Source organism: Myroides sp., from assembly GCF_032073645.1.
Classification (GTDB): Bacteria; Bacteroidota; Bacteroidia; order Flavobacteriales; family Flavobacteriaceae; genus Flavobacterium; species Flavobacterium odoratimimum.
Genome location: NZ_DAMANB010000002.1, coordinates 1 through 20628, shown reverse-complemented (window position 1 = coordinate 20628; position 20628 = coordinate 1). Strand labels below are relative to the sequence as shown.

Here is a 20628-nt window from a genome sequence, read left to right as displayed (position 1 = left end):
TCGCCTTTTCTTTTTACCTTTGCATTACTTTAAAATAAAGCAGATATACGATGATCGAGAATAAAAATCAATCTAAGACAGATATTGGACATTTAGGTGAGTTTGGATTAATAGAACATTTAACACAAAACTTTACAATAGAAAACGAGAGTACAACTAAAGGCATCGGAGATGACGCTGCAGTATTGTCTTTTGGAGAAGATAAAGTAGTTGTTTCTACAGATTTATTAATCGAAGGAGTGCACTTTGACCTTGCATACTCTCCTCTTAAGCATTTAGGATATAAAGCCGTGGTAGTTAACCTATCCGATATCTGTGCGATGAATGCCATCCCTACACAGATTACAGTATCTATCGCAGTATCTAATCGTTTTCCTCTAGAAGCTCTAGATGAGTTATACGAAGGTATCGCCTTAGCGTGTAAGTATTATAAAGTAGACTTAGTAGGCGGAGACACTACCTCATCACAAAAAGGGTTGATTATAAGCGTGACCGCTATTGGTAAAGCTAAAGAAGAAGAATTAGTATACCGCAGTGGAGCGAATGACAACGACTTATTAGTGGTAACAGGAGATATAGGATCTGCTTATATGGGATTGCAAATCCTAGAGCGTGAGAAACAAGTATTCTTAGTAAACCCTAATAATCAGCCTGATTTATCTATCTACGAATACATCATCGAAAGACAATTAAAGCCAGAGGCAAGAACAGATATCAAACAGCTATTAGCAGATCTAGGTGTAAAACCAACAGCGATGATAGACATCTCTGATGGATTGTCTTCTGAGATTATGCATATATGCAAAAGTTCTAAAGTAGGATGTAATCTATATGAAGAGAAACTTCCATTAGACCCTCAGTTTATGAACACTTGCGAAGAGTTTAATATCGATGCTACTACGATGGCTATCAATGGTGGAGAAGATTATGAACTGTTATTTACTATTAAAATGGAAGACTTTGACAAAATCAAGGGGAATCCAAACTTAACAGTGATAGGTCACACAACACAAGAGAGTGAAGGTATTCATCTTATCTCAAGAGCAAACACTAAAATCCCTTTAAAATCAAGAGGATGGAATCCTTTAGAAAACAAAGACGAAGAATAATAACTATTATAAAAGGTAATTTCTAACTAGAGATTACCTTTTTCTTTTTACCCCCTTCTCCATTCTCCCTCCACATTCCCTTCACACCTCCTCTAGACTAATTTTACATCTTAGCTAACTACCTATATTATCCCTCCATAATAACTCCGTTGTTTTGTATAAAATAACGGACTTAATACGGACTCACTACGGACTCACTACGGACTCACTACGGACTCAAATGCAATAAATCTCAATGCTGATTAAAGCCGTTTAGCTATCAGAGAAGGCCTGTTCTACTTAACGAGAATAGTATAAAAAATCCCAATTGAATACCTTGTAACCTCTTTTATCTTATTTATTTACAATCAGAATCAACCAAAATTATTGTAAAAAAATAATATTTCTGCCATAGTGTAGTAAAAAATTAAATTATCAATAAATATTATTTATATATCACACATTTAATTATATTTACGAATACCAAAAACTAAAAATATAATGAATAAAACGTATCAATTAAAAGTGAATGCTGATACTGTTTTTGAAAGTGAAGATTTACTACAAGGAGACATCAATGTATCTCGTGTAAATGAATCTACATATCACGTACTCAAAAACAACAGATCTTATGACGTGGAAATACTTGAGAACCACTTTACAGACAAAAACTATACTGTAAATGTCAACGGAAATAACTATTCTGTTAATATCCAAACCGAACTCGATAAGCTAATCAATCAATTAGGCTTCTCCTTAAACTCTACTAAGCAGGTTAATTCTATCAAGGCTCCTATGCCTGGTCTTATCCTAGATATTTTGGTAACTGTAGGGCAAGAAGTAGCTGAGAATGACAACTTATTAATCTTAGAAGCTATGAAGATGGAGAACAACTTATCTTCTCCTAGAGCTGGGATTATTAAGTCTATCAACGTGACTAAAGGTGCCACTGTTGATAAAGGATTAGTGTTAATTGAATTCGAATAAAGATGAAAAAAATATTAGTTGCCAACCGTGGCGAAATAGCTGTACGTATTATGACTACAGCTAAAAAAATGGGTATTAAGACAGTAGCTGTGTACTCTACTGTTGATCGTAATGCTCCACACGTACGTATGGCTGATGAAGCTGTATGTATCGGAGAGGCTCCTTCTAACCAATCTTATTTATTAGGTGATAAAATATTAGAAGTAGCAAAATCATTAAATGTAGATGGTATCCACCCAGGATATGGATTCTTAAGTGAGAACTCTAACTTCGCTTTAGCGTGTAATGCAGCTGGGATTACCTTCATCGGTCCAGATACGCATGCTATAGAAGTAATGGGTAATAAACTGGCTGCTAAAGAAACTGTAAAAGACTATAACATCCCTATGGTGCCGGGTCTAGACGAGGCTATCACTGACGTAGCCAAAGCGAAACAAGTAGCGAAAGAAATAGGCTTCCCTATCCTAATCAAAGCTGCTGCTGGTGGTGGTGGAAAAGGGATGCGTATCGTAGAAAAAGAAGAAGAATTCGAAAGTCAAATGCAGCGTGCTATTTCTGAAGCAACCAATGCTTTCGGAGATGGTTCTGTTTTCATTGAGAAATATATAGGTTCGCCTAGACACATTGAGATACAAGTGTTAGCGGATAAACATGGTAACGTAGTTCACTTATTTGAAAGAGAATGTAGTATCCAACGTCGTCACCAAAAAGTAATAGAAGAAGCCCCTTCTGCTGTATTAACTCCTGAAGTGCGTAAAGCTATGGGAGAAGCAGCTATTAAGGTAGCTAAGTCTTGTAATTATGTAGGAGCTGGTACGGTGGAGTTCTTAATAGATGAGCACCTTAACTTCTACTTCTTAGAGATGAATACTCGTCTTCAAGTAGAACATCCAGTCTCAGAGTTAATCACTGGATTAGACTTAGTAGAGATGCAAATCAAGGTAGCTCGTGGAGAGAAGCTTCCTTTTACACAAGAAGACTTAGAGATCAAAGGACATGCTATGGAACTTCGTATCTATGCAGAAGACCCTCTAAATGATTTCTTACCTAGTGTAGGGAACTTAGAAATCTATCAACTACCTAAAGGAGAAGGTATCCGTGTAGATAACGGTATAGAAGAAGGTATGGATGTACCTATCTACTACGACCCGATGTTAGCCAAGTTAATTACTTATGGACAGACACGTGAGGAGGCTATAGAGATTATGATCGAAGCCATTAAAGCATATAAGGTAAAAGGTATCAGTACGACATTGCCATTCGGTAAGTTCGTAATGGAACACAATGCTTTTAGAGAAGGTCATTTTGACACGAACTTCGTGAAGAAATACTACAATGCTGATTTAATCAAAGAAGAGTATAAAGATGAAGCAGAGATAGCGGCATACCTTGCGCTACAGATGTATTTAGAAGACCAAAAACAACTTCGATTACCAAACTAAGAATCATATGAATCCGAAAATAAATAAACTACAAGAAATACAAGCCCAAGCTAAATTAGGCGGAGGGCAAAAAAGAATAGATACACAACACAGCAAAGGAAAGCTTACTGCTCGTGAACGTGTAGAATACCTATTAGACGAAGGTTCATTCGAAGAGATCGGTATGTTAGTGACACACCGTACGACCGACTTCGGTATGGATAAAGAAGTATATCACGGAGATGGTGTAGTGACTGGGTATGGAACGATCAACGGTCGCTTAGTCTATGTATTCGCACAAGACTTTACTGTATTCGGAGGAGCACTTTCTGAGACGCATGCAGAGAAAATCTGTAAAGTAATGGATATGGCACTTAAAATGGGGGCACCAATGATCGGACTAAACGATTCTGGAGGAGCACGTATACAAGAAGGTGTAAGATCATTAGGTGGATATGCAGATATCTTTTACCGCAATGTACAAGCATCTGGTGTGATACCTCAGCTATCTGCTATTATGGGACCATGTGCTGGAGGAGCAGTATATTCTCCTGCGATGACTGACTTCACAATGATGGTAGAAGGGTCTAGTTATATGTTCGTAACAGGACCTAACGTTGTAAAAACAGTAACTAATGAAGAGGTAACTTCAGAAGAATTAGGAGGAGCAAGTACTCACTCTACGAAGTCTGGAGTAGCTCATACGACATCTCCTAACGACGTAGCCTGTCTAGAGGATGTAAAAACGCTATTGTCTTATATGCCTCAAAACAATATGGAGAAGCCGATGAGTCTTCCTTATACTGCAGGCGAAGAGTATAGATATGAACTAGATGAGATAGTACCTGAGAGCTCTAATAAGCCTTATGATATGAAAGAGGTAATTAATCACATCATAGACGAGGACTCTTTCTTCGAAATACACAAAGACTACGCTGAGAATATCGTAGTAGGTTTCGCTAGACTAGGAGGTAAAAGTGTTGGTATTGTGGCTAACAATCCGATGTTCTTAGCAGGATGTTTAGATGTAAACAGCTCTATTAAAGCTGCTCGTTTCACTAGATTCTGTGATGCTTTTAATATTCCTCTATTAGTCTTAGTAGACGTACCTGGATTCTTACCTGGTACAGATCAGGAGTGGAATGGTATCATCGTACACGGTGCAAAGTTACTGTATGCATTAAGTGAAGCTACAGTACCTAAAGTAACGGTGATTACTCGTAAAGCCTATGGAGGTGCTTATGATGTAATGAACTCTAAACACATCGGAGCAGATATGAACTTTGCGTGGCCAAATGCCGAAATTGCAGTAATGGGAGCTAAAGGGGCTAGTGAGATTATCTTTAAAAAAGAAATAGCAGAAGCAGCAGATCCAGTAGCAAAACTAGCTGAGAAAGAAGCTGAATATGCAGACAAATTTGCTACTCCATACAGAGCGGCACAACGAGGATTCATTGATGAAGTAATTCTTCCTAATGAGACTCGTAGAAAACTGCTTAAGGCATTCTCTATGTTAGAACATAAAGAAGTAAATATGCCAAACAGAAAACACGGAAATATTCCTCTTTAATAAATTCAACAGCCCTTTAGATATTTAACTAAAGGGCTTTTTTTATCTTCCCCTCCCTCCCTACGAAAAGGCTTTCTATTTCCTAATCCTTATGCTCTTATTTCTTAAAACCAGCCTTTATTTTCTTAAAAAAATACCTTTACAAATTAACAACAAAGAAGCAGAAAAGAACATAATATATTATTTTAGCTAAAAACACTTAATTAAATATTAATTTTTAAACATATAAGTATATTTTATTTGTTAAATAAAAACTATATTTGATCTATTAAAATAGAACCACTATGGAAGATAATAAAAACCTAGAAGGGAAGAAAGTTTCTGAAAATACGGAGCATACTCCTCCTCCAGTGCCTTCATCTGAAGAAACTAAACACGACGAATCTATTGTTGATAGAGTAACTTCATCTATCGAAGAGACAGTAGACAACATAGAGAAAGAAGTTGTTGAGCCAATCGTTGAGACGATAAAAGAAGAAGTTGTTGAGCCTGTAGTAGAGGCTGCAAAAGAACTTGAGAGAGAAATAGAGCAAGAGGTTAGATCTACACCTCCTCCTCCACAACAAGGATATAACCAACAAGGATACAATCAACAACAAGCTTATTATCCTCCTATCGTTCCAGAAAAGAATAATCTTGGATTAGCAGGATTTATTTTATCAATTGTTGCAATTCTTCTATTTTGGCTTCCTTTTATAAACGGAATATGCTGGTTATTAGGATTAATTTTCTCTGCAATTGGAGTATTTAAAAAACCAAAAGGATTAGCAATTGCAGGTTTAGTGATTTCACTAATAGGTGTTGTTATCTTTATATTGACACTAACTCTTTTTGCTACAGCAGCAGTCTTAGGTAGTTAAACATATAACATACCCACATACTTTATAAAAAGGTTGTCTAAATAGACAGCCTTTTTTCGTATTTTGCCGAAAAATAAAGAATGAAAACACTTACTGATTTAATAAACATAGAAGAACCAGGAATTGCCCTTATCAATGAATGGCTAAACGATGCAGTAAGACCAATAGCATTATTGCCTCAATACAATAAAGAGGTAGCTGAAGAAGCTCTCTTACAACTTCAAGTAACGACACGCTCTCCACTAGGTGCTATAGTATATGAGACTGGAGGAATACTGATAGACAATGGATGGATCAGAGTACTAGGTGGAGGAACAGAAACGCTACCTTCTAGTTATCAATGGAACAAAGGCAAAACAATAGATCAAAACAATCAATCTAGTGGTTACTATATTATCGCGTTAGATGTCTTAGGTGGCTACTTCTGTATCAATAGTGGAGGCCTAGGAGAGGACATAGGTAAAGTATATTACTTTGCGCCAGATACATTAGACTTTGAACCGCTTGATATCAGTTATTCAGACTTACTTTATTTTTTCATAGCAGGTAATATAGATCAGTTTTACCAAGATTTCAGATGGAATACATGGAAAGAAGACACGGCACAACTTCCACTAGACAAAGCTTTTCATATCTTCCCTCCTATGTGGACTAAAGAAGGAAAGCACATTGATTCTACATCTATCAATCCTATTGCGATTGAAGAATTGTATCAAATCAATAATGACTTTAAAGAAGGTTTAAATAATATAGAAGATAAATATATAAATGAGTAAATTCAATCACTATACAGTCATACCTAATATCCATACACAATCATCAGAATTAGTATTACCATCTGTTGAGGATATTAACAATTGTGAACAAGTACTAAACTTCAACTTTGAAGAAGATTATAAGACCTATATTTTACAATATGGGGTAGGTGTACTAGGAGGCACATATATCCGTATCTATGCTCCTAATCGAATGATAACAGAGAGAAAAGAATGGTTAGAATGAGTAACGCAATACTACTTCTGGGATGATGGTCAAGATGTATTAACTAAAGAACAGGTATTAGAAGGGATTTGCATAGGAGATACTTTTGATGGAGATGAGATTATATTCTATAACAATACCTATTTTGTATTGCCTAGACATGAGGAGAATATCTATGCTTTAGGAAACAATCTATATGATGCAATAGAATGGCTATGTACAAAAGGAATACTTACTGAAGCATTTCCAGAAAGAGAATTTGAACCTTTTAATGAATAATAGCTTTTAAAGATAATCTTAGCACAATATTTGTATTAGTATTAATCTATACAAAGGTTTATTTTAACTTTTAAGCCTTTTATTTATACTTAATTTACAGTACTTTAGTTAAGTATTCTAGGGATGATTTAAACGCTTAACCATTATATATGCAAGACAAAATAACACTTTTAGAAAAGTACTTCGAAACAGGTCTATACGAAGATTTTCACTCTTTACAGAGCGACTTAGTGATCTGGGTAGATTGGAGTGAATACGATGATGCAATAGTAGAATATATAGAAACCTGTCTTCAAACAGGTCATCTATCAGCATCTATAGAAGACCTACCAAATGAGCAACTACAACTAAAGGTAAATTATGACAATAAGATTCATACTCATATTATCGTAGACAGAGATAATACGATTATATGGCTTAACAGTATATTACAGCCTGAGTATGAGATTCGCTTTTGCAAAATATCAGATGGGTCAGATACATTAGCATTCTTACCATTAACTAGAGAACATTGGAGACAATTAGAAACTATCTATACCTTAGAAAAAATAGAAGAACACTTTGAAGCTATTCACAGTGATTCTGTTTTCTTTAATAAGGAATATGATTTTGACGAAGATAGTTTTTTATCATAGAGATACTAAGCACCTACTCTTAAGAGCTAGGTGCTTTTTTATTCAACCTACATAACATCAACCTCATTATTAAAATCTCATTAGAACTTAACAGTATATTTACTTTGAATAAATACAAATTACTATCTTGCGTCATAATTATACAAGGAATTAGTAACTTTGTACTAGTCAATTCATAAACAACCAATTAAAGTGAAAAGAAAAATAGCAATATTTCTTATGGCACTCTTTTTAATTTCGACAACTGAGCTAGGTCAGGTGTTGAAGTTTCCGCTATTGGTTGAACATTACATTGAGCATACGACAAGTAATCCAGATTTATCACTCTGGGGATTCTTACAAATACATTACAGTGAAAGTCATAAAGAAGAAGGAGATCCTATGGATGAGAAACTTCCTTTCGTTACGCACACACACTTTGTAAGTATAGTAGGCATCGTTACCCCTACTCCTATTCTAAAAATAGACCGTATTAAGTTCAATACACTGGACAATAAAATACACGCTTTCAACGAAGATGAAGTTGAGAGTAATTACCTACCCTCTATTTGGCAACCGCCTAAATACTGTTAATACCTTATCGCAAAGAATAAGTTAGCTTTCTGTGTATCCATACATGGATAAGTTGGCTATACCTATCACGCAATTTTAACGTATTAACAGACTAAAATCATGTTAAATAAAATAATTGAGTTTTCTGTAAAGAATAAACTCATCATTGGGCTATTTGTATTAGCTCTAATCGGTGTTGGTATCTATCAGACATCTAAACTACCTATTGATGCTGTACCAGACATCACAGATAACCAAGTACAAGTCATTACAGTTGCTCCTTCTTATGGAGCTACAGATATAGAGCGGTTAGTAACCTTCCCTATAGAACAAGCAAACAGTAATATTCCTGGTATTAAGAATATGAGAAGTTTCTCTCGTTTCGGATTATCACTAGTGACTATTGTATTTGACGAAGACGTAGATATCTACTGGGCAAGACAACAAGTAGGAGAACGCTTAAATCAAATTAAAGCTGATATCCCACAAGATATTGGACAACCAGAACTAGGTCCTATCTCTACAGGACTAGGAGAAATATACCAGTATGTAGTAAGACCATTAGAAGGATATGAAGACAAGTTTGACCTTACAGAACTGCGATCAATACAAGACTGGGTTGTGCGCCGTCAATTACTCTCTGTTAAAGGAGTAGCCGAAGTCAGCAGTTTTGGAGGAAAACTAAAACAGTATGAAATAGCTGTTAATTCTAACAAGCTAGACGCCTATGGCATCACAATTAACGATGTGTTCTCTGCTCTAGAAAACAATAATGAGAATACAGGTGGGGCTTATATAGAAAAAGGACCTACTGTATTATATATACGAACAGAAGGATTAGTAGCCTCTATAGAAGACATAGAGAATATTGCTATTACTTCTAAAAATACTGAATTGCCTCTTCTAATTAGAGATGTGGCTAAAGTACAGATAGGGCATGCTACACGATATGGCGCCATGACTTATAATGATAAAGGCGAAGTATCAGGTGCTGTCGTAATGATGCTTAAAGGTGAGAACAGCAATGATGTCATCAAGAATGTCAAAGATAAAGTAGCCGAAATCCAAAAGACTTTGCCTGAAGGCGTTGTTATAGAACCTTTCCTTGACCGTACTAAAATGGTTAATAATGCCATCGGTACTGTAGAGACCAATCTAACTGAAGGAGCACTTATCGTCGTATTTGTACTAGTCCTATTCTTAGGAAATATGAGAGCAGGGCTGCTAGTGGCCTCTATTATACCCCTAGCGATGTTATTTGCTATTTGTATGATGAATCTCTTCGGAGTAAGTGGTAATCTAATGAGTTTAGGAGCTCTAGACTTTGGATTAATAATAGATGGAGCTGTAATTATTGTAGAAGCTGTACTCCATCAGTTCTCCCATAACGCCAGGTACAAATCAATGAATAAGCTATCTCAAGAAGATATGAATAAGACTGTAGTACACTCAGCATCTAAGATGATGAACAGCGCAGTCTTTGGTCAGATTATCATTCTTATCGTATACATCCCTATTCTTACATTAGAAGGCATTGAAGGTAAGATGTTTAAACCGATGGCTCAGACAGTAGCCTTCGCCTTATTAGGAGCATTCTTATTATCATTAACGTATGTACCGATGATGAGCTCTCTAATTATGAGCCGAAAAGTAACTCATAAACCAAATTTCTCTGAACGAGTAATGGCGAAACTAGAGAAGTTCTATCAGAAATGTCTTGTCAAAGTATTAGAAATACCAAAAACAATCTATGCTATTGTAGGAGTCTTATTTGCTATTGCCCTATACATCTTATCTACTTTAGGAGGAGAGTTCATTCCTTCTCTTGAAGAAGGAGACTTTGCAGTAGATACAAAAGTACTAAATGGTAGTACGCTAACCACGACTATAGAAAGTACTCAAAAGACTGCACATATCCTTAAATCACGCTTCCCTGAAGTAGAGAAAGTAGTGATTAAGATAGGTAGTGCAGAAGTACCTACAGACCCTATGCCTATGGACGCTAGTGATATGATGGTTATCCTAAAAGACAAAAAAGAATGGACATCAGCAAAGACATTTCCAGAACTAGCAGAGAAGATGACTAAAGCATTAGAAGAAGTACCAGGCGTGACTGTCGGCTTCCAATTCCCTGTACAGATGCGTTTCAACGAACTAATGACAGGTGCTAGACAGGATGTCGTAGTCAAAGTATTCGGTGAAGACCTTGATCAATTAGCAGAAATAGCAGGTAAAATAGGTAATATAGCTAATACTGTAAAAGGAGCAACTAACTTATATGTAGAACCCGTAACAGGAATGCCTCAATTAATGATTGAGTATAACCGTCCTGCTATTGCTCGTTACAGACTATCGATAGCTGAGATTAATAGAATAGTCAATTCTTCATTAGCTGGTCAAAGCACCGGTATGGTGTATGAAGGAGAAAAGCGTTTTGACATGGTTGTTCGTATGGATGAGACCAACCGAAAAAACCTATCTGATATCGAGAATCTCTTAATCCCTACTCCTTTAGGTAATCAAGTACCACTAAATCAATTAGCAAATGTCGAAATAAAAGAAGGTCCTAATCAAATCCAACGTGAGAATGCACAGCGTAGAATATTCGTAGGATTCAATGTAAAAGATCGAGATGTACAGAGTATAGTAGAAGAGCTACAAGAAAAAGTAGAAGCACAAATCAAACTACCTACAGGTTATCAAATTACCTATGGAGGACAATTCGAAAACTTAAACGAAGCAAAAGAGCGATTAGCCATTGCAGTTCCATTAGCGCTTGTCTTGATATTCCTATTATTGTTCTTTGCCTTTAGAGATATCAGAGAGTGTTTAATGATCTTTACAGCCATTCCATTATCTATCATTGGAGGTGTATTCTTATTAGCCCTTAGAGGCATGCCGTTCAGTATCAGTGCTGGAGTAGGCTTTATTGCACTGTTTGGTGTAGCTGTTCTAAACGGGATAGTACTTATTGCTGAGTTTAATAGACTTCAAAAATCTGGAATAAAAAACATTGTATTCATCGTAGTTAGAGGAGCTAAATCGAGACTTCGTCCAGTATTGATGACTGCTTGTGTGGCATCCTTTGGTTTCTTACCTATGGCATTGAGTAACGGTGCAGGAGCAGAAGTACAGCGCCCATTAGCAACAGTAGTAATCGGAGGTCTAATGTTAGCTACATTCCTTACCCTATTTATCCTACCGTTGTTGTATATCACATTTGAACAAAAATTACACTTCAGCTTTATGAAAAAGAAAAAAGCGATAACAGCTATTGCTATCTTCTTAGGACTAGGTCTTTCTGCTCAAGCACAGACACCTATAAGTCTAGAGAATGCCCTAGCCCAAGCGATAGAGAATAACAGTACTATCCGTGCAGAAAAACTAAAAACAGAATATGCTAAAGCATTTATTAGAACAGCCACAGATATACAACAAACAACTATCACAGGAGAGTTTGGACAAATAAACGGTCCTTATACGGACAATAAATTCTCTATTGCTCAGGACTTTGCTTTTCCGACGGTATATAATAAACAGAAGAACGTATACAAAGCTGAACATCAACAAAGCATTTATAACCTTAACCTAAAGGGATATGAACTAAAGAAAACAGTCACTCAGAACTTCTATGATTTTATCTATTGGCAAGAGAAGGAGGCACTATTACTACGTGCAGACAGCCTATACGCCAATTTCTACAACAAGGCTACTCTTCGTCTACAAAAAGGAGAGAGCAATATTTTAGAGAAAACAATGGCTCAGAATCAACAACTAAGTATTCAAGCACAATTAGGTGAAGTACAAAAAACAAAACAATTAATCCAACTTCAGCTTCAGTATTTACTAAATACATCTGAGAACATCGTTCCTTCTTTAGAACAGAAGAAGTTAGAACTGTCTAGTCTAGAAAGTGACTTAGAGAATAACCCAGTGCTACAATTGATAGAAAATCAAAAGATAATTGCTCAAGAACAAACTAAACTAGAACGCTCTAAACAACTCCCTAACCTACAAGCTGCTTATAATAACAGTAGCTTTATGGGCATGGCGGCTAACGATGTGTATTACGACAGGAATAATCGTTTCCATTCTTTTCAAGTAGGTATCTCACTACCCCTATTCACTAGTGGGCAGAGAGGTCGTATTAAGAGTGCTAAAGTAGCTGAAGAGGTAGCAGAAGCAGAATACACGATGACTAGAGACCTTATGAACTCACGTTATCAACAGTTGTTAATAGCACATCAGAACAACCAAGATATTCTAAATAAATATGAAAGTTTCTCTTTTGATAACTCTAATACAATTACAAAGACAGCCCAATTACAGTTCATCAACGGAGATATCAACTATCTAGAATATGTGATGCTGATTAACCAAGCTCTAGAAACTGTCAATAAGTACTTAGATACACTAAAAATGTACAATGACAATATCATCCAGATTAACTACTTAACTTCTAATAATTAATAATCATGCTATCTAAATATATCAATACCAAATACTTTGTTCTAGGACTTGCCTTAGCGAGTATCACACTATTCACCCAATGTAAGACAGAGCCAAAAGAAGAAGATCCTATCTCTACAACAGACGAAGACACAACCACTGTACATCTAACTGATGCACAGATGAAGAATACAACTATAGAAACGGGCTCTCTGACTGAGCGCAAAATAGCAACAACGCTAAAACTAAATGGAAAGATAGATGTGCCTCCACAGAACCTCATCTCCATAACTAACCCTCTAGGAGGATACCTTAAGAGTACTAAGTTATTACCAGGTATGCATATCAAAAAGGGTGAACTAATCGCTACGATGGAAGACCCTCAGTATATCCAATTACAGCAGAATTACTTAATCGCTAAGGACAAATATGAGTTTGCAAAACTAGATTACAACCGTCAGAAAGACCTAAACGCAAGTCAAGCGAGTAGCGATAAGGTCATGCAAATCGCGCAAGCAGAGATGAATAATCAACGCATCACGATGAATGCATTAGCACAGCAGTTAAGTTTAATCAACATTAGCCCTGCTTCACTGACTCATACTAACATTAGTAGAACTATTAATATCTACAGCCCTATTAGTGGTTTTGTGAGTAATGTTTTTGTCAATGTGGGTAAGTATGTAACTCCTTCTGATGTAATGTTCGAATTAATTAACCCTACCGATATACACCTAAACCTAAAGGTGTATGAAAAAGACCTTGATAAGCTAGAGGTTGGACAGCGTGTAGTAAGTTATACTAACGGTGCACCAGATAAAAAATATGAAGGAGAGATTATACTAATCAGCATGGATGTAAACACAGATGGAGTATCAGAAGTACATTGTCACTTTGAAGCTTTTGATAAGAAGCTAGTTCCTGGTATGTATATGAATGCAGACATAGATACACACGCAGCTGTATCACAAGCTTTGCCAGAAGAAAGTGTTGTTTATTTTGAGAAACAAAACTATGTTTTTATAGAAACAGCAAAACAAACTTATGAGATGACTCCTGTAAAAATCGGCCCTAAAGAAGATGGATATGTACAAATAATAAACGCAGATCAATTAGCTAATCAGAAGATAGTTACTAAAGGAGCCTACACATTACTTATGAAGTTAAAAAATACAGAAGAGGAAGAATAACTTCACTTCTCATCTACTACCAAAGGGGGTATTATCTAGATAATACTCCCTTTTGCTTTTTACGCAATAAGGAATCACTAATAAACAATATGTCAAAGAACTACACCACAAAGCTACTATTCTACTGACACTGCTTTGATGATACAGACTCTTATGACTATATCTGACCCTATATGCCCCATAATGGTCGCAACTAATGGGACACTATAACATTAAAACCTCAATTATAAAAAAATGCTATCCAAAAAGGATAGCACTCTCTAAGTATACTATTTAAGCCGTAATTAAGGCTTTAAAGCTTTTTGATATTTCTCAGCGATAGCTTGGAATCTAGCAGTTTGCTCTTTAGTGATAGTCGATGGGTCAGTTTTTTGTAACTCCTCAGCGATTTTCATTAATTCCTCGCTTACTTTAGTAGCGTCAGTAAGAGCTGCAGTGTCTCCAGCTTGTACTTTTTTCATCAAAGCGATGTGCTCATCAGCGATTTTTTCATACTTGTCTAATACTGCATCGTATCCAGAAGCAGCAGGAGCCTCTTCTTTTGCAGGTGCTTCTACTTCAGTTGTAGTAGCCTCTCCTTCTTTTGCAGTTTCTTTCTTCTCACCACAAGCAACAGCTACCATAGCAGCCATTCCTAATACCATAAACGTGATTTTTTTCATAGTTAATTTTGTATATAATTAAACAACCTTTAAATTATTTGGCAATACCCTTATTTACTTAATTATCATAAAGATATGCACCTCATTAAAGACTATGTAAATTTAACACAAATTAACTTACAACAAAATATTTAGTAGAATATTTTTTATTTACTCCCCTCATTGACAATAAGTAGCGCTATTTCGCAAAATATTCACACTACTATATTAACATCTACTTCACTATTCATAAGGGTTAGCGATATTACAATATTATTTTTTACACCTAGTACACCCCTAGTGCATTCTTACTTACTTATTTATAAATCAACTACTTATTCACCCTTGATTATTACATTACTTTTAACCAAACATCATAATTCTGATGTAATTCATAAAATTATACCAAAATATTCTAATCTAAGTATCGATAATTCAATAGATATCCCCTAACTTTAGTTCTTCTAAAAGCCTTATCTTCCGATTGAGGCATTTTTTATTTACATAATACAGTAATTCTATTCACTATGAACAGACGTGATTTATTAAAACTATCAGGAACGTTGTTCGCAGGAAGTATCCTTACACAAGGATTTGCAACAACACAAGCATTAGGATCTATTGCAGATTTAGGTTTACCAACATCAGTTGATGACCCGTTATTCTTACACTTTAACGAAAATAGCTTAGGTATATCTCCTAAAGCTAAAAATGCAATTATTGACGTTTTATCTAATGTAAATCGATATCCTGACAGTTATATAAAAGAATTACAACGCACCATCGCTGATATATTTAAGATGTCTCCAGCTCAGGTGACTCTAGGAGTGGGATCTTCTGATCTAATTAGAGCTACAGTGAATTTACAAGTGTATAAAGCAGTCAAAAATGGGCAGAAAGTACAGCTTATCTCACCAGATCCATCGTTCTTCTTAGCTGCTAGTCATGCAGAAGGCATGGGTATTCCTGTCGTTAATGTACCACTAGATAAGGAGTTCTGTATGGATCTAGCTAAGATGAAGCAAGCAGCAGACAACTTTGATGGCATCTCTATCATCTACTTATGCAACCCTAATAACCCGACAGGGACATTAACTAGCTCTAGTGCTATCACAGATTGGGTGACTAGTGTTGACCCTAAGAAGAACTTCTTCATGGTGGACGAAGCCTATGCAGAATACATCACTAACAAAAGCTTCGTGAGTGGGACTTCTTTTATCAGAGAAGGAAGAGAGAATGTTATCGTATTGCGTACCTTCTCTAAGATATTTGCCATGGCAGGTATGAGGTTAGGATATAGCCTATCTACAGAAAATCTAGCGAATGAACTAAGTCCATATATGGCAGTAGAGAACATTAGTATGACTACTGCAGTAGCAGGTACAGCCTCTTTAAAAGACAATGCCTTCATCGTACACAGTAGAGCAGTGAATGCTAATTCTCTTGGTATCACGACAGAGACCTTTGATGCACTAGGAATAGAATATCTACCTAGCCAAGGAAACTTCTTATTCCACAAGATAAAATGTAATCAACAGCAGTATATAGATGGTATGGCTTCAGAAGGCATTATCGTAGGTCGTCCTTTCCCTCCCCTATTACAGTGGAGCAGAGTAACGTTAGGCACACCAGAAGAAATGAACCAATTCTTAGCTGTTATCCAAAAATTCAAGACGAAAGGATGGGTATAACCTCATCACTAATCTCAATACGAAATAAATAAGCCATGCACAGAATACTTAGTGTCATAACGATGTTAATCTGTACTACATTAGTACACGCTCAATCTGACAAACTAAAAATCAAACAACTCAATGATAATATGTATATATACACTACTTATCAAGAGTTTCAAGGAGTAACATACTCTTCTAATTCGATGTACGTACTGACAGATGAAGGTGCTATTCTAATAGACACACCTTGGGATAAAGATCAGTACGAACCTCTATTAGAGTACATCAGATCGAATCATAACAAAGAGGTTAAATGGGTCATCACTACCCACTTCCACGAAGATCGTTCTGGTGGATTAGGTTACTTTAACAGTATAGGAGCACAGACGTATACCTATGCATTGACCAATGAAATATTAAAAGAACGCAATGAACCACAAGCTCAACATTCTTTTAATAAAGAAAAACAGTTTACCTTTGGCAATGAGAAGTTGGCTGTATACTTTTTAGGAGAAGGACATTCACTAGATAATACCGTAGTCTGGTTTCCAAAAGAAGAAGTATTATACGGAGGATGCCTGATTAAGAGTGCCGAAGCTACCACTATAGGTAATATAGCCGATGGTAACGTGATAGCTTGGCCTAAGACTATCGAAGCCGTAAAACAAAAATTTAAGAATGCTAAAGTCATTATACCAGGACATGATGAATGGGATATGACAGGCCATATCGAGAATACTGAGCGTATATTATCAGCATACAATCAACAACATTCAACTAAAAACGATTAATTAATATAGTAAATCAATAAACTTTAGGTTATTAACACTAAAATGCCAATGGCAGAGTTCCTAATCTTAAAGTCTTTTATTACTTTTGCACTATGGCAAAACAAGATGATATTTTTAAGAACGTTATTTCGCATGCTAAGGAGTATGGATACATCTTCCCTTCTAGTGAAATATACGATGGTCTAAGCGCAGTATATGACTACGCTCAGAATGGTGTGGAGTTAAAGAGAAACATTAGAGAGTACTGGTGGAAATCCATGGTACAAATGCACGAAAATATTGTAGGAATTGATGCCTCGATTTTTATGCATCCTACCACTTGGAAAGCTTCTGGTCACGTAGATGCGTTTAATGACCCATTAATTGATAATAAAGACAGTAAGAAAAGATATAGAGCTGACGTTCTTATCGAAGACTACTGTGAAAAATTATACCAAAAGGCTCAAAAGGAAATCGAGAAAGCGAAAAAGCGCTTTGGCGAATCTTTTGACGAAGAACAATTCGTAGCTACTAACCCTCGTGTAGTAGAATATTTAGCGAAGAAAAAAGAGATCTTAGAGCGTATGGCTCGTGGTCTTGATTCAGGAGATTTAGCAGATGTAAAAGCACTTATCGAAGAGCTAGAGATCGCTGACCCTGATACAGGTTCTAAAAACTGGACTGAAGTACGTCAGTTTAACCTAATGTTTGGTACGAAGTTAGGAGCTTCTGCAGACTCTGCTATGGACTTATACTTACGTCCTGAGACTGCACAAGGTATCTTCGTAAACTTCCTAAACGTACAGAAGACAGGTCGTATGAAGATTCCTTTCGGTATCGCTCAGACAGGTAAAGCATTCCGTAACGAGATCGTTGCTCGTCAGTTCATCTTCCGTATGCGTGAGTTCGAACAGATGGAGATGCAATTCTTTGTGAAACCAGGTGAAGAGATGAAGTACTACGAGTACTGGAAAGAGACTCGTCATAAGTGGCACTTATCATTAGGTATGGGAGCTGAGAACTACCGTTTCCATGACCATGAGAAATTAGCACACTATGCTAATGCAGCTACTGACATTGAGTTTAACTTCCCATTCGGATTTAAAGAATTAGAAGGTATTCACTCACGTACTGACTTTGACCTTAAAGCACATGAGAAGTTCTCTGGTAAGAAACTACAGTTCTTCGATAACGAGACCAACACTTCTTATGTACCTTATGTAGTAGAGACTTCAGTAGGTCTAGACCGTATGTTCCTTTCTGTATTCTCTAAATCATTAGTAGAAGAGACATTAGAAGACGGTTCTACTCGTACAGTATTAAGATTACCATCTGTACTAGCTCCTACTAAGGCAGCTGTACTTCCATTAGTGAAAAAAGATGGTCTTCCAGAGTTAGCTCAAGAGATAATCGAAGAGCTTAAATGGGACTTTAATGTAGCGTATGATGAGAAGGATGCAGTAGGTCGTCGTTACCGTCGTGCAGATGCACTAGGTACGCCATTCTGTATCACTGTAGATCACCAGTCATTAGAAGATAAGACTGTGACTATCCGTCACCGTGACACGATGAAACAAGACCGTGTAGCAATCGCTGACCTTAAGAACATCATAGAGAACGAAGTATCTATGAGAAACTGGTTAAAGAAAATGATGTAATCCATCATCTACCCTATACACAAAAGCCACTCTGATATAGAGTGGCTTTTTTTATGTCATTAAGTGTGTACACTATGATTCATGTTGCACTTTACAAGTAATTTTACCGATTTTTAGTTCTTCTTTATTAGGAGATTGTTCGGATACAGATTTGATTTAGTTCGGTAAAACACTCTCTAGTCTGAGTAAACACAAGGTATTACCGAACAACTTCCGAACAGTATTAATCCAAAAATGCACATACACTTAATATACAACAAGTTAAAACAGCAATCAAACTCCAAAATAACTTAAAAAAGTCTTTTAAGGGCATAAACTCCAAATAAGGGCAAAAATATTCAACTCCATTCTTATAAATAGATTTAAATAAACAAAAAACACACCCTAATAGATAATATATACAATTATTTAAAAACAATCATCATTACCTCATTCTCATAAAAAACAAAAAATAATGAATTTAATATGCTACATATTGTTTTTATTCAACTAAATACGTTCTTAATCTATATTAACCACTAATACATCTACCCCTCTGTAACTTTGTCCTATAAATAAAGTAAAACAGATTTTTTATGAAAAAGACAATATTCACATTAACTGCAATAACACTAATGACAAGTGCCTTTGCTGATGTAGTAACAAAGGATACTACAACAAAAACTGTATTTCAAGATAAAAACAAAAAAGGCAAAGGATACCAAGCGAGTACAGCTGATAAAAAACTAAAAATAGTAAACCTACACGAGCTAGAAGGACAAGTAAAAGCAGAGATGGATCAGGGTGCCTTTGGGTATATCGTAGGTGGAGCTGAAGACCAGAATAACTTAAAGATTAACACGGAGAACTTCGATAAGAAATACATCATGCCTCGTGTGCTAAAAGGGATTAAACATGAGGATATTGACTTATCTACTTCTCTATTCGGTATTCCTCTAAAAACACCTATCATACAAGCACCAATGGCAGCTCAAGGACTATCTCACGTAGATGGAGAGATAGCTACTGCTAAAGGTATGATAGCAGCAGGATCACTATTCTCGCTTAGTACTTATGGTAACAAAACAATAGAGGAAGTAGCAGAGGGTATTAATGGAGCGCCTTTCTTCTTTCAGTTATACATGAGTAAAAATGATGACTTCAACAAGTTTACGCTTAACAGAGCTAAGAAATACGGAGCTAAGGCTATCATCCTTACAGTAGACTCGCCAGTAGGTGGGTATAGAGAAGAAGATATTAAGACAGGCTTCACTTTCCCACTAGGAATGGGTAACTTAGAGTTATTCGCAGCACAACAAGCTGATGGCAACAAGACTGGTAAAGGAGCTGGTATTACAGAAATATATGCTCAAGCCAAACAAGACTTTAAGCCTTCTGACATTAAGTACGTAAAGGACTTAACTGGACTACCTGTTATCATCAAGGGAATACAGTCACCTGAAGATGCCGAAATCGCCATCCAAGCAGGAGCAGATGCGATATGGGTATCTAATCACGGAGGAAGACAGTTAGATGCAGGTCCATCTTCATTCGATGTACTACCACTAGTAGCTAAGACAGTGAATAAGCGTGTACCTATCATCTTTGACAGTGGAGTGAGAAGAGGGTCTCATATCTTTAAAGCCATAGCTAGTGGAGCAGATATTGTAGCGATAGGACGTCCTATACTATACGCCCTACACCTAGGAGGTAGTCAAGGGGTAACGTCTGTAATCGATCAGTTAAATAAGGAATTGACTATCAATATGTTCTTAGGTGGAGCAAAAAACATCAAAGAAATACAAAATACTAAACTATATACAGATAAAGATTTTCAATCAATAGCGTCCTAAACATTTAAAAAAAGGCACAAAAAAAGAGAGTTAATTTCG

General features: G+C 36.3%; 15 protein-coding genes and 1 pseudogene. 15 read left to right on the top strand and 1 reads right to left on the bottom strand.

Translation table 11 applies throughout. The features are described from left to right. Positions 1 to 50: 50 nt before the first annotated feature. From thiL to RT228_RS01795, 11 genes and pseudogenes are all read left to right on the top strand, one after another. Positions 51 to 1109 (top strand): thiamine-phosphate kinase, encoded by a 1059-nt coding sequence (thiL, locus tag RT228_RS01850; protein WP_006262360.1) that lies wholly within the window; start codon positions 51 to 53, stop codon positions 1107 to 1109. Between the two features lie 480 nt (positions 1110 to 1589). Further along, entirely contained in the window at positions 1590 to 2075 is a 486-nt protein-coding gene (locus RT228_RS01845) for an acetyl-CoA carboxylase biotin carboxyl carrier protein subunit (RefSeq protein ID WP_006262361.1), read from the top strand. 2 nt (positions 2076 to 2077) lie between these two features. Beyond that, the gene (gene accC, locus RT228_RS01840) at positions 2078 to 3517 is read left to right on the top strand and encodes an acetyl-CoA carboxylase biotin carboxylase subunit (RefSeq protein WP_006262362.1); all 1440 of its coding nucleotides are present in this window, start codon (positions 2078 to 2080) and stop codon (positions 3515 to 3517) included. 7 nt (positions 3518 to 3524) lie between these two features. Continuing rightward, positions 3525 to 5066 (top strand): acyl-CoA carboxylase subunit beta, encoded by a 1542-nt coding sequence (locus tag RT228_RS01835; protein WP_006262364.1) that lies wholly within the window; start codon positions 3525 to 3527, stop codon positions 5064 to 5066. A gap of 284 nt (positions 5067 to 5350) precedes the next feature. Beyond that, complete coding sequence (locus RT228_RS01830) at positions 5351 to 5926, top strand: hypothetical protein (protein ID WP_006262365.1); 576 nt, start codon at positions 5351 to 5353, stop codon at positions 5924 to 5926. A gap of 80 nt (positions 5927 to 6006) precedes the next feature. Next, complete coding sequence (locus tag RT228_RS01825; RefSeq protein ID WP_006262368.1) at positions 6007 to 6702, top strand: DUF2625 family protein; 696 nt, start codon at positions 6007 to 6009, stop codon at positions 6700 to 6702. Beyond that, a pseudogene (locus RT228_RS17950) lies at positions 6695 to 7186 on the top strand (SMI1/KNR4 family protein). Before RT228_RS01825 ends, RT228_RS17950 begins: the two are co-directional and overlap by 8 nt. Before the next feature lie 149 nt (positions 7187 to 7335). Beyond that, positions 7336 to 7821, top strand: a complete 486-nt coding sequence (locus RT228_RS01810) for a hypothetical protein (protein ID WP_006259848.1) — start codon at positions 7336 to 7338, stop codon at positions 7819 to 7821. A 219-nt stretch (positions 7822 to 8040) separates the two neighbouring features. After that, positions 8041 to 8394 (top strand): hypothetical protein, encoded by a 354-nt coding sequence (locus RT228_RS01805; RefSeq protein ID WP_313138363.1) that lies wholly within the window; start codon positions 8041 to 8043, stop codon positions 8392 to 8394. Positions 8395 to 8493: 99 nt separating this feature from the next. After that, on the top strand, positions 8494 to 12843 hold the full coding sequence (locus tag RT228_RS01800; RefSeq protein WP_313138362.1) for a CusA/CzcA family heavy metal efflux RND transporter: 4350 nt from the start codon (positions 8494 to 8496) through the stop codon (positions 12841 to 12843). 5 nt (positions 12844 to 12848) lie between these two features. Next, positions 12849 to 14012 carry an efflux RND transporter periplasmic adaptor subunit gene (locus RT228_RS01795; RefSeq protein WP_006262372.1) on the top strand — a complete coding sequence of 388 codons (1164 nt, stop codon included), beginning with the start codon at positions 12849 to 12851 and terminating at the stop codon, positions 14010 to 14012. Between the two features lie 284 nt (positions 14013 to 14296). Here the strand turns inward: RT228_RS01795 and RT228_RS01790 are convergent, their stop codons facing one another. After that, positions 14297 to 14674: a DUF6591 domain-containing protein gene (locus RT228_RS01790; protein ID WP_006259852.1), complete on the bottom strand. Its 378-nt coding sequence runs from the start codon at positions 14672 to 14674 to the stop codon at positions 14297 to 14299. 506 nt (positions 14675 to 15180) lie between these two features. Here RT228_RS01790 and RT228_RS01785 point away from each other — a divergent pair. The 4 genes from RT228_RS01785 (at position 15181) to RT228_RS01770 (ending at position 20589) form a co-directional block, all read left to right on the top strand. Further along, the gene (locus RT228_RS01785) at positions 15181 to 16344 is read left to right on the top strand and encodes a pyridoxal phosphate-dependent aminotransferase (protein ID WP_006262373.1); all 1164 of its coding nucleotides are present in this window, start codon (positions 15181 to 15183) and stop codon (positions 16342 to 16344) included. 35 nt (positions 16345 to 16379) lie between these two features. Next, positions 16380 to 17120, top strand: coding sequence for an MUS family subclass B1 metallo-beta-lactamase (blaMUS, locus tag RT228_RS01780; RefSeq protein WP_006262374.1), 741 nt, complete (start codon positions 16380 to 16382; stop codon positions 17118 to 17120). A 92-nt stretch (positions 17121 to 17212) separates the two neighbouring features. After that, positions 17213 to 18757, top strand: a complete 1545-nt coding sequence (locus RT228_RS01775; RefSeq protein ID WP_006259856.1) for a glycine--tRNA ligase — start codon at positions 17213 to 17215, stop codon at positions 18755 to 18757. 575 nt (positions 18758 to 19332) lie between these two features. Then, entirely contained in the window at positions 19333 to 20589 is a 1257-nt protein-coding gene (locus tag RT228_RS01770) for a lactate oxidase (protein WP_313138360.1), read from the top strand. Positions 20590 to 20628: the final 39 nt, after the last annotated feature.

What these genes read in the sequence shown, in the direction of transcription:
- RT228_RS01825 (WP_006262368.1), top strand. Translation starts at nt 6,007, where the DNA reads ATGAAAACACTTACTGATTTAATAAACATAGAAGAACCAGGAATTGCC.
- blaMUS (WP_006262374.1), top strand. Translation starts at nt 16,380, where the DNA reads ATGCACAGAATACTTAGTGTCATAACGATGTTAATCTGTACTACATTA.
- RT228_RS01800 (WP_313138362.1), top strand. Translation starts at nt 8,494, where the DNA reads ATGTTAAATAAAATAATTGAGTTTTCTGTAAAGAATAAACTCATCATT.
- RT228_RS01770 (WP_313138360.1), top strand. Translation starts at nt 19,333, where the DNA reads ATGAAAAAGACAATATTCACATTAACTGCAATAACACTAATGACAAGT.
- thiL (WP_006262360.1), top strand. Translation starts at nt 51, where the DNA reads ATGATCGAGAATAAAAATCAATCTAAGACAGATATTGGACATTTAGGT.
- accC (WP_006262362.1), top strand. Translation starts at nt 2,078, where the DNA reads ATGAAAAAAATATTAGTTGCCAACCGTGGCGAAATAGCTGTACGTATT.
- RT228_RS01785 (WP_006262373.1), top strand. Translation starts at nt 15,181, where the DNA reads ATGAACAGACGTGATTTATTAAAACTATCAGGAACGTTGTTCGCAGGA.
- RT228_RS01795 (WP_006262372.1), top strand. Translation starts at nt 12,849, where the DNA reads ATGCTATCTAAATATATCAATACCAAATACTTTGTTCTAGGACTTGCC.
- RT228_RS01835 (WP_006262364.1), top strand. Translation starts at nt 3,525, where the DNA reads ATGAATCCGAAAATAAATAAACTACAAGAAATACAAGCCCAAGCTAAA.
- RT228_RS01805 (WP_313138363.1), top strand. Translation starts at nt 8,041, where the DNA reads ATGGCACTCTTTTTAATTTCGACAACTGAGCTAGGTCAGGTGTTGAAG.
- RT228_RS01810 (WP_006259848.1), top strand. Translation starts at nt 7,336, where the DNA reads ATGCAAGACAAAATAACACTTTTAGAAAAGTACTTCGAAACAGGTCTA.
- RT228_RS01775 (WP_006259856.1), top strand. Translation starts at nt 17,213, where the DNA reads ATGGCAAAACAAGATGATATTTTTAAGAACGTTATTTCGCATGCTAAG.
- RT228_RS01830 (WP_006262365.1), top strand. Translation starts at nt 5,351, where the DNA reads ATGGAAGATAATAAAAACCTAGAAGGGAAGAAAGTTTCTGAAAATACG.
- RT228_RS01845 (WP_006262361.1), top strand. Translation starts at nt 1,590, where the DNA reads ATGAATAAAACGTATCAATTAAAAGTGAATGCTGATACTGTTTTTGAA.
- RT228_RS01790 (WP_006259852.1), bottom strand. Translation starts at nt 14,674, where the DNA reads ATGAAAAAAATCACGTTTATGGTATTAGGAATGGCTGCTATGGTAGCT.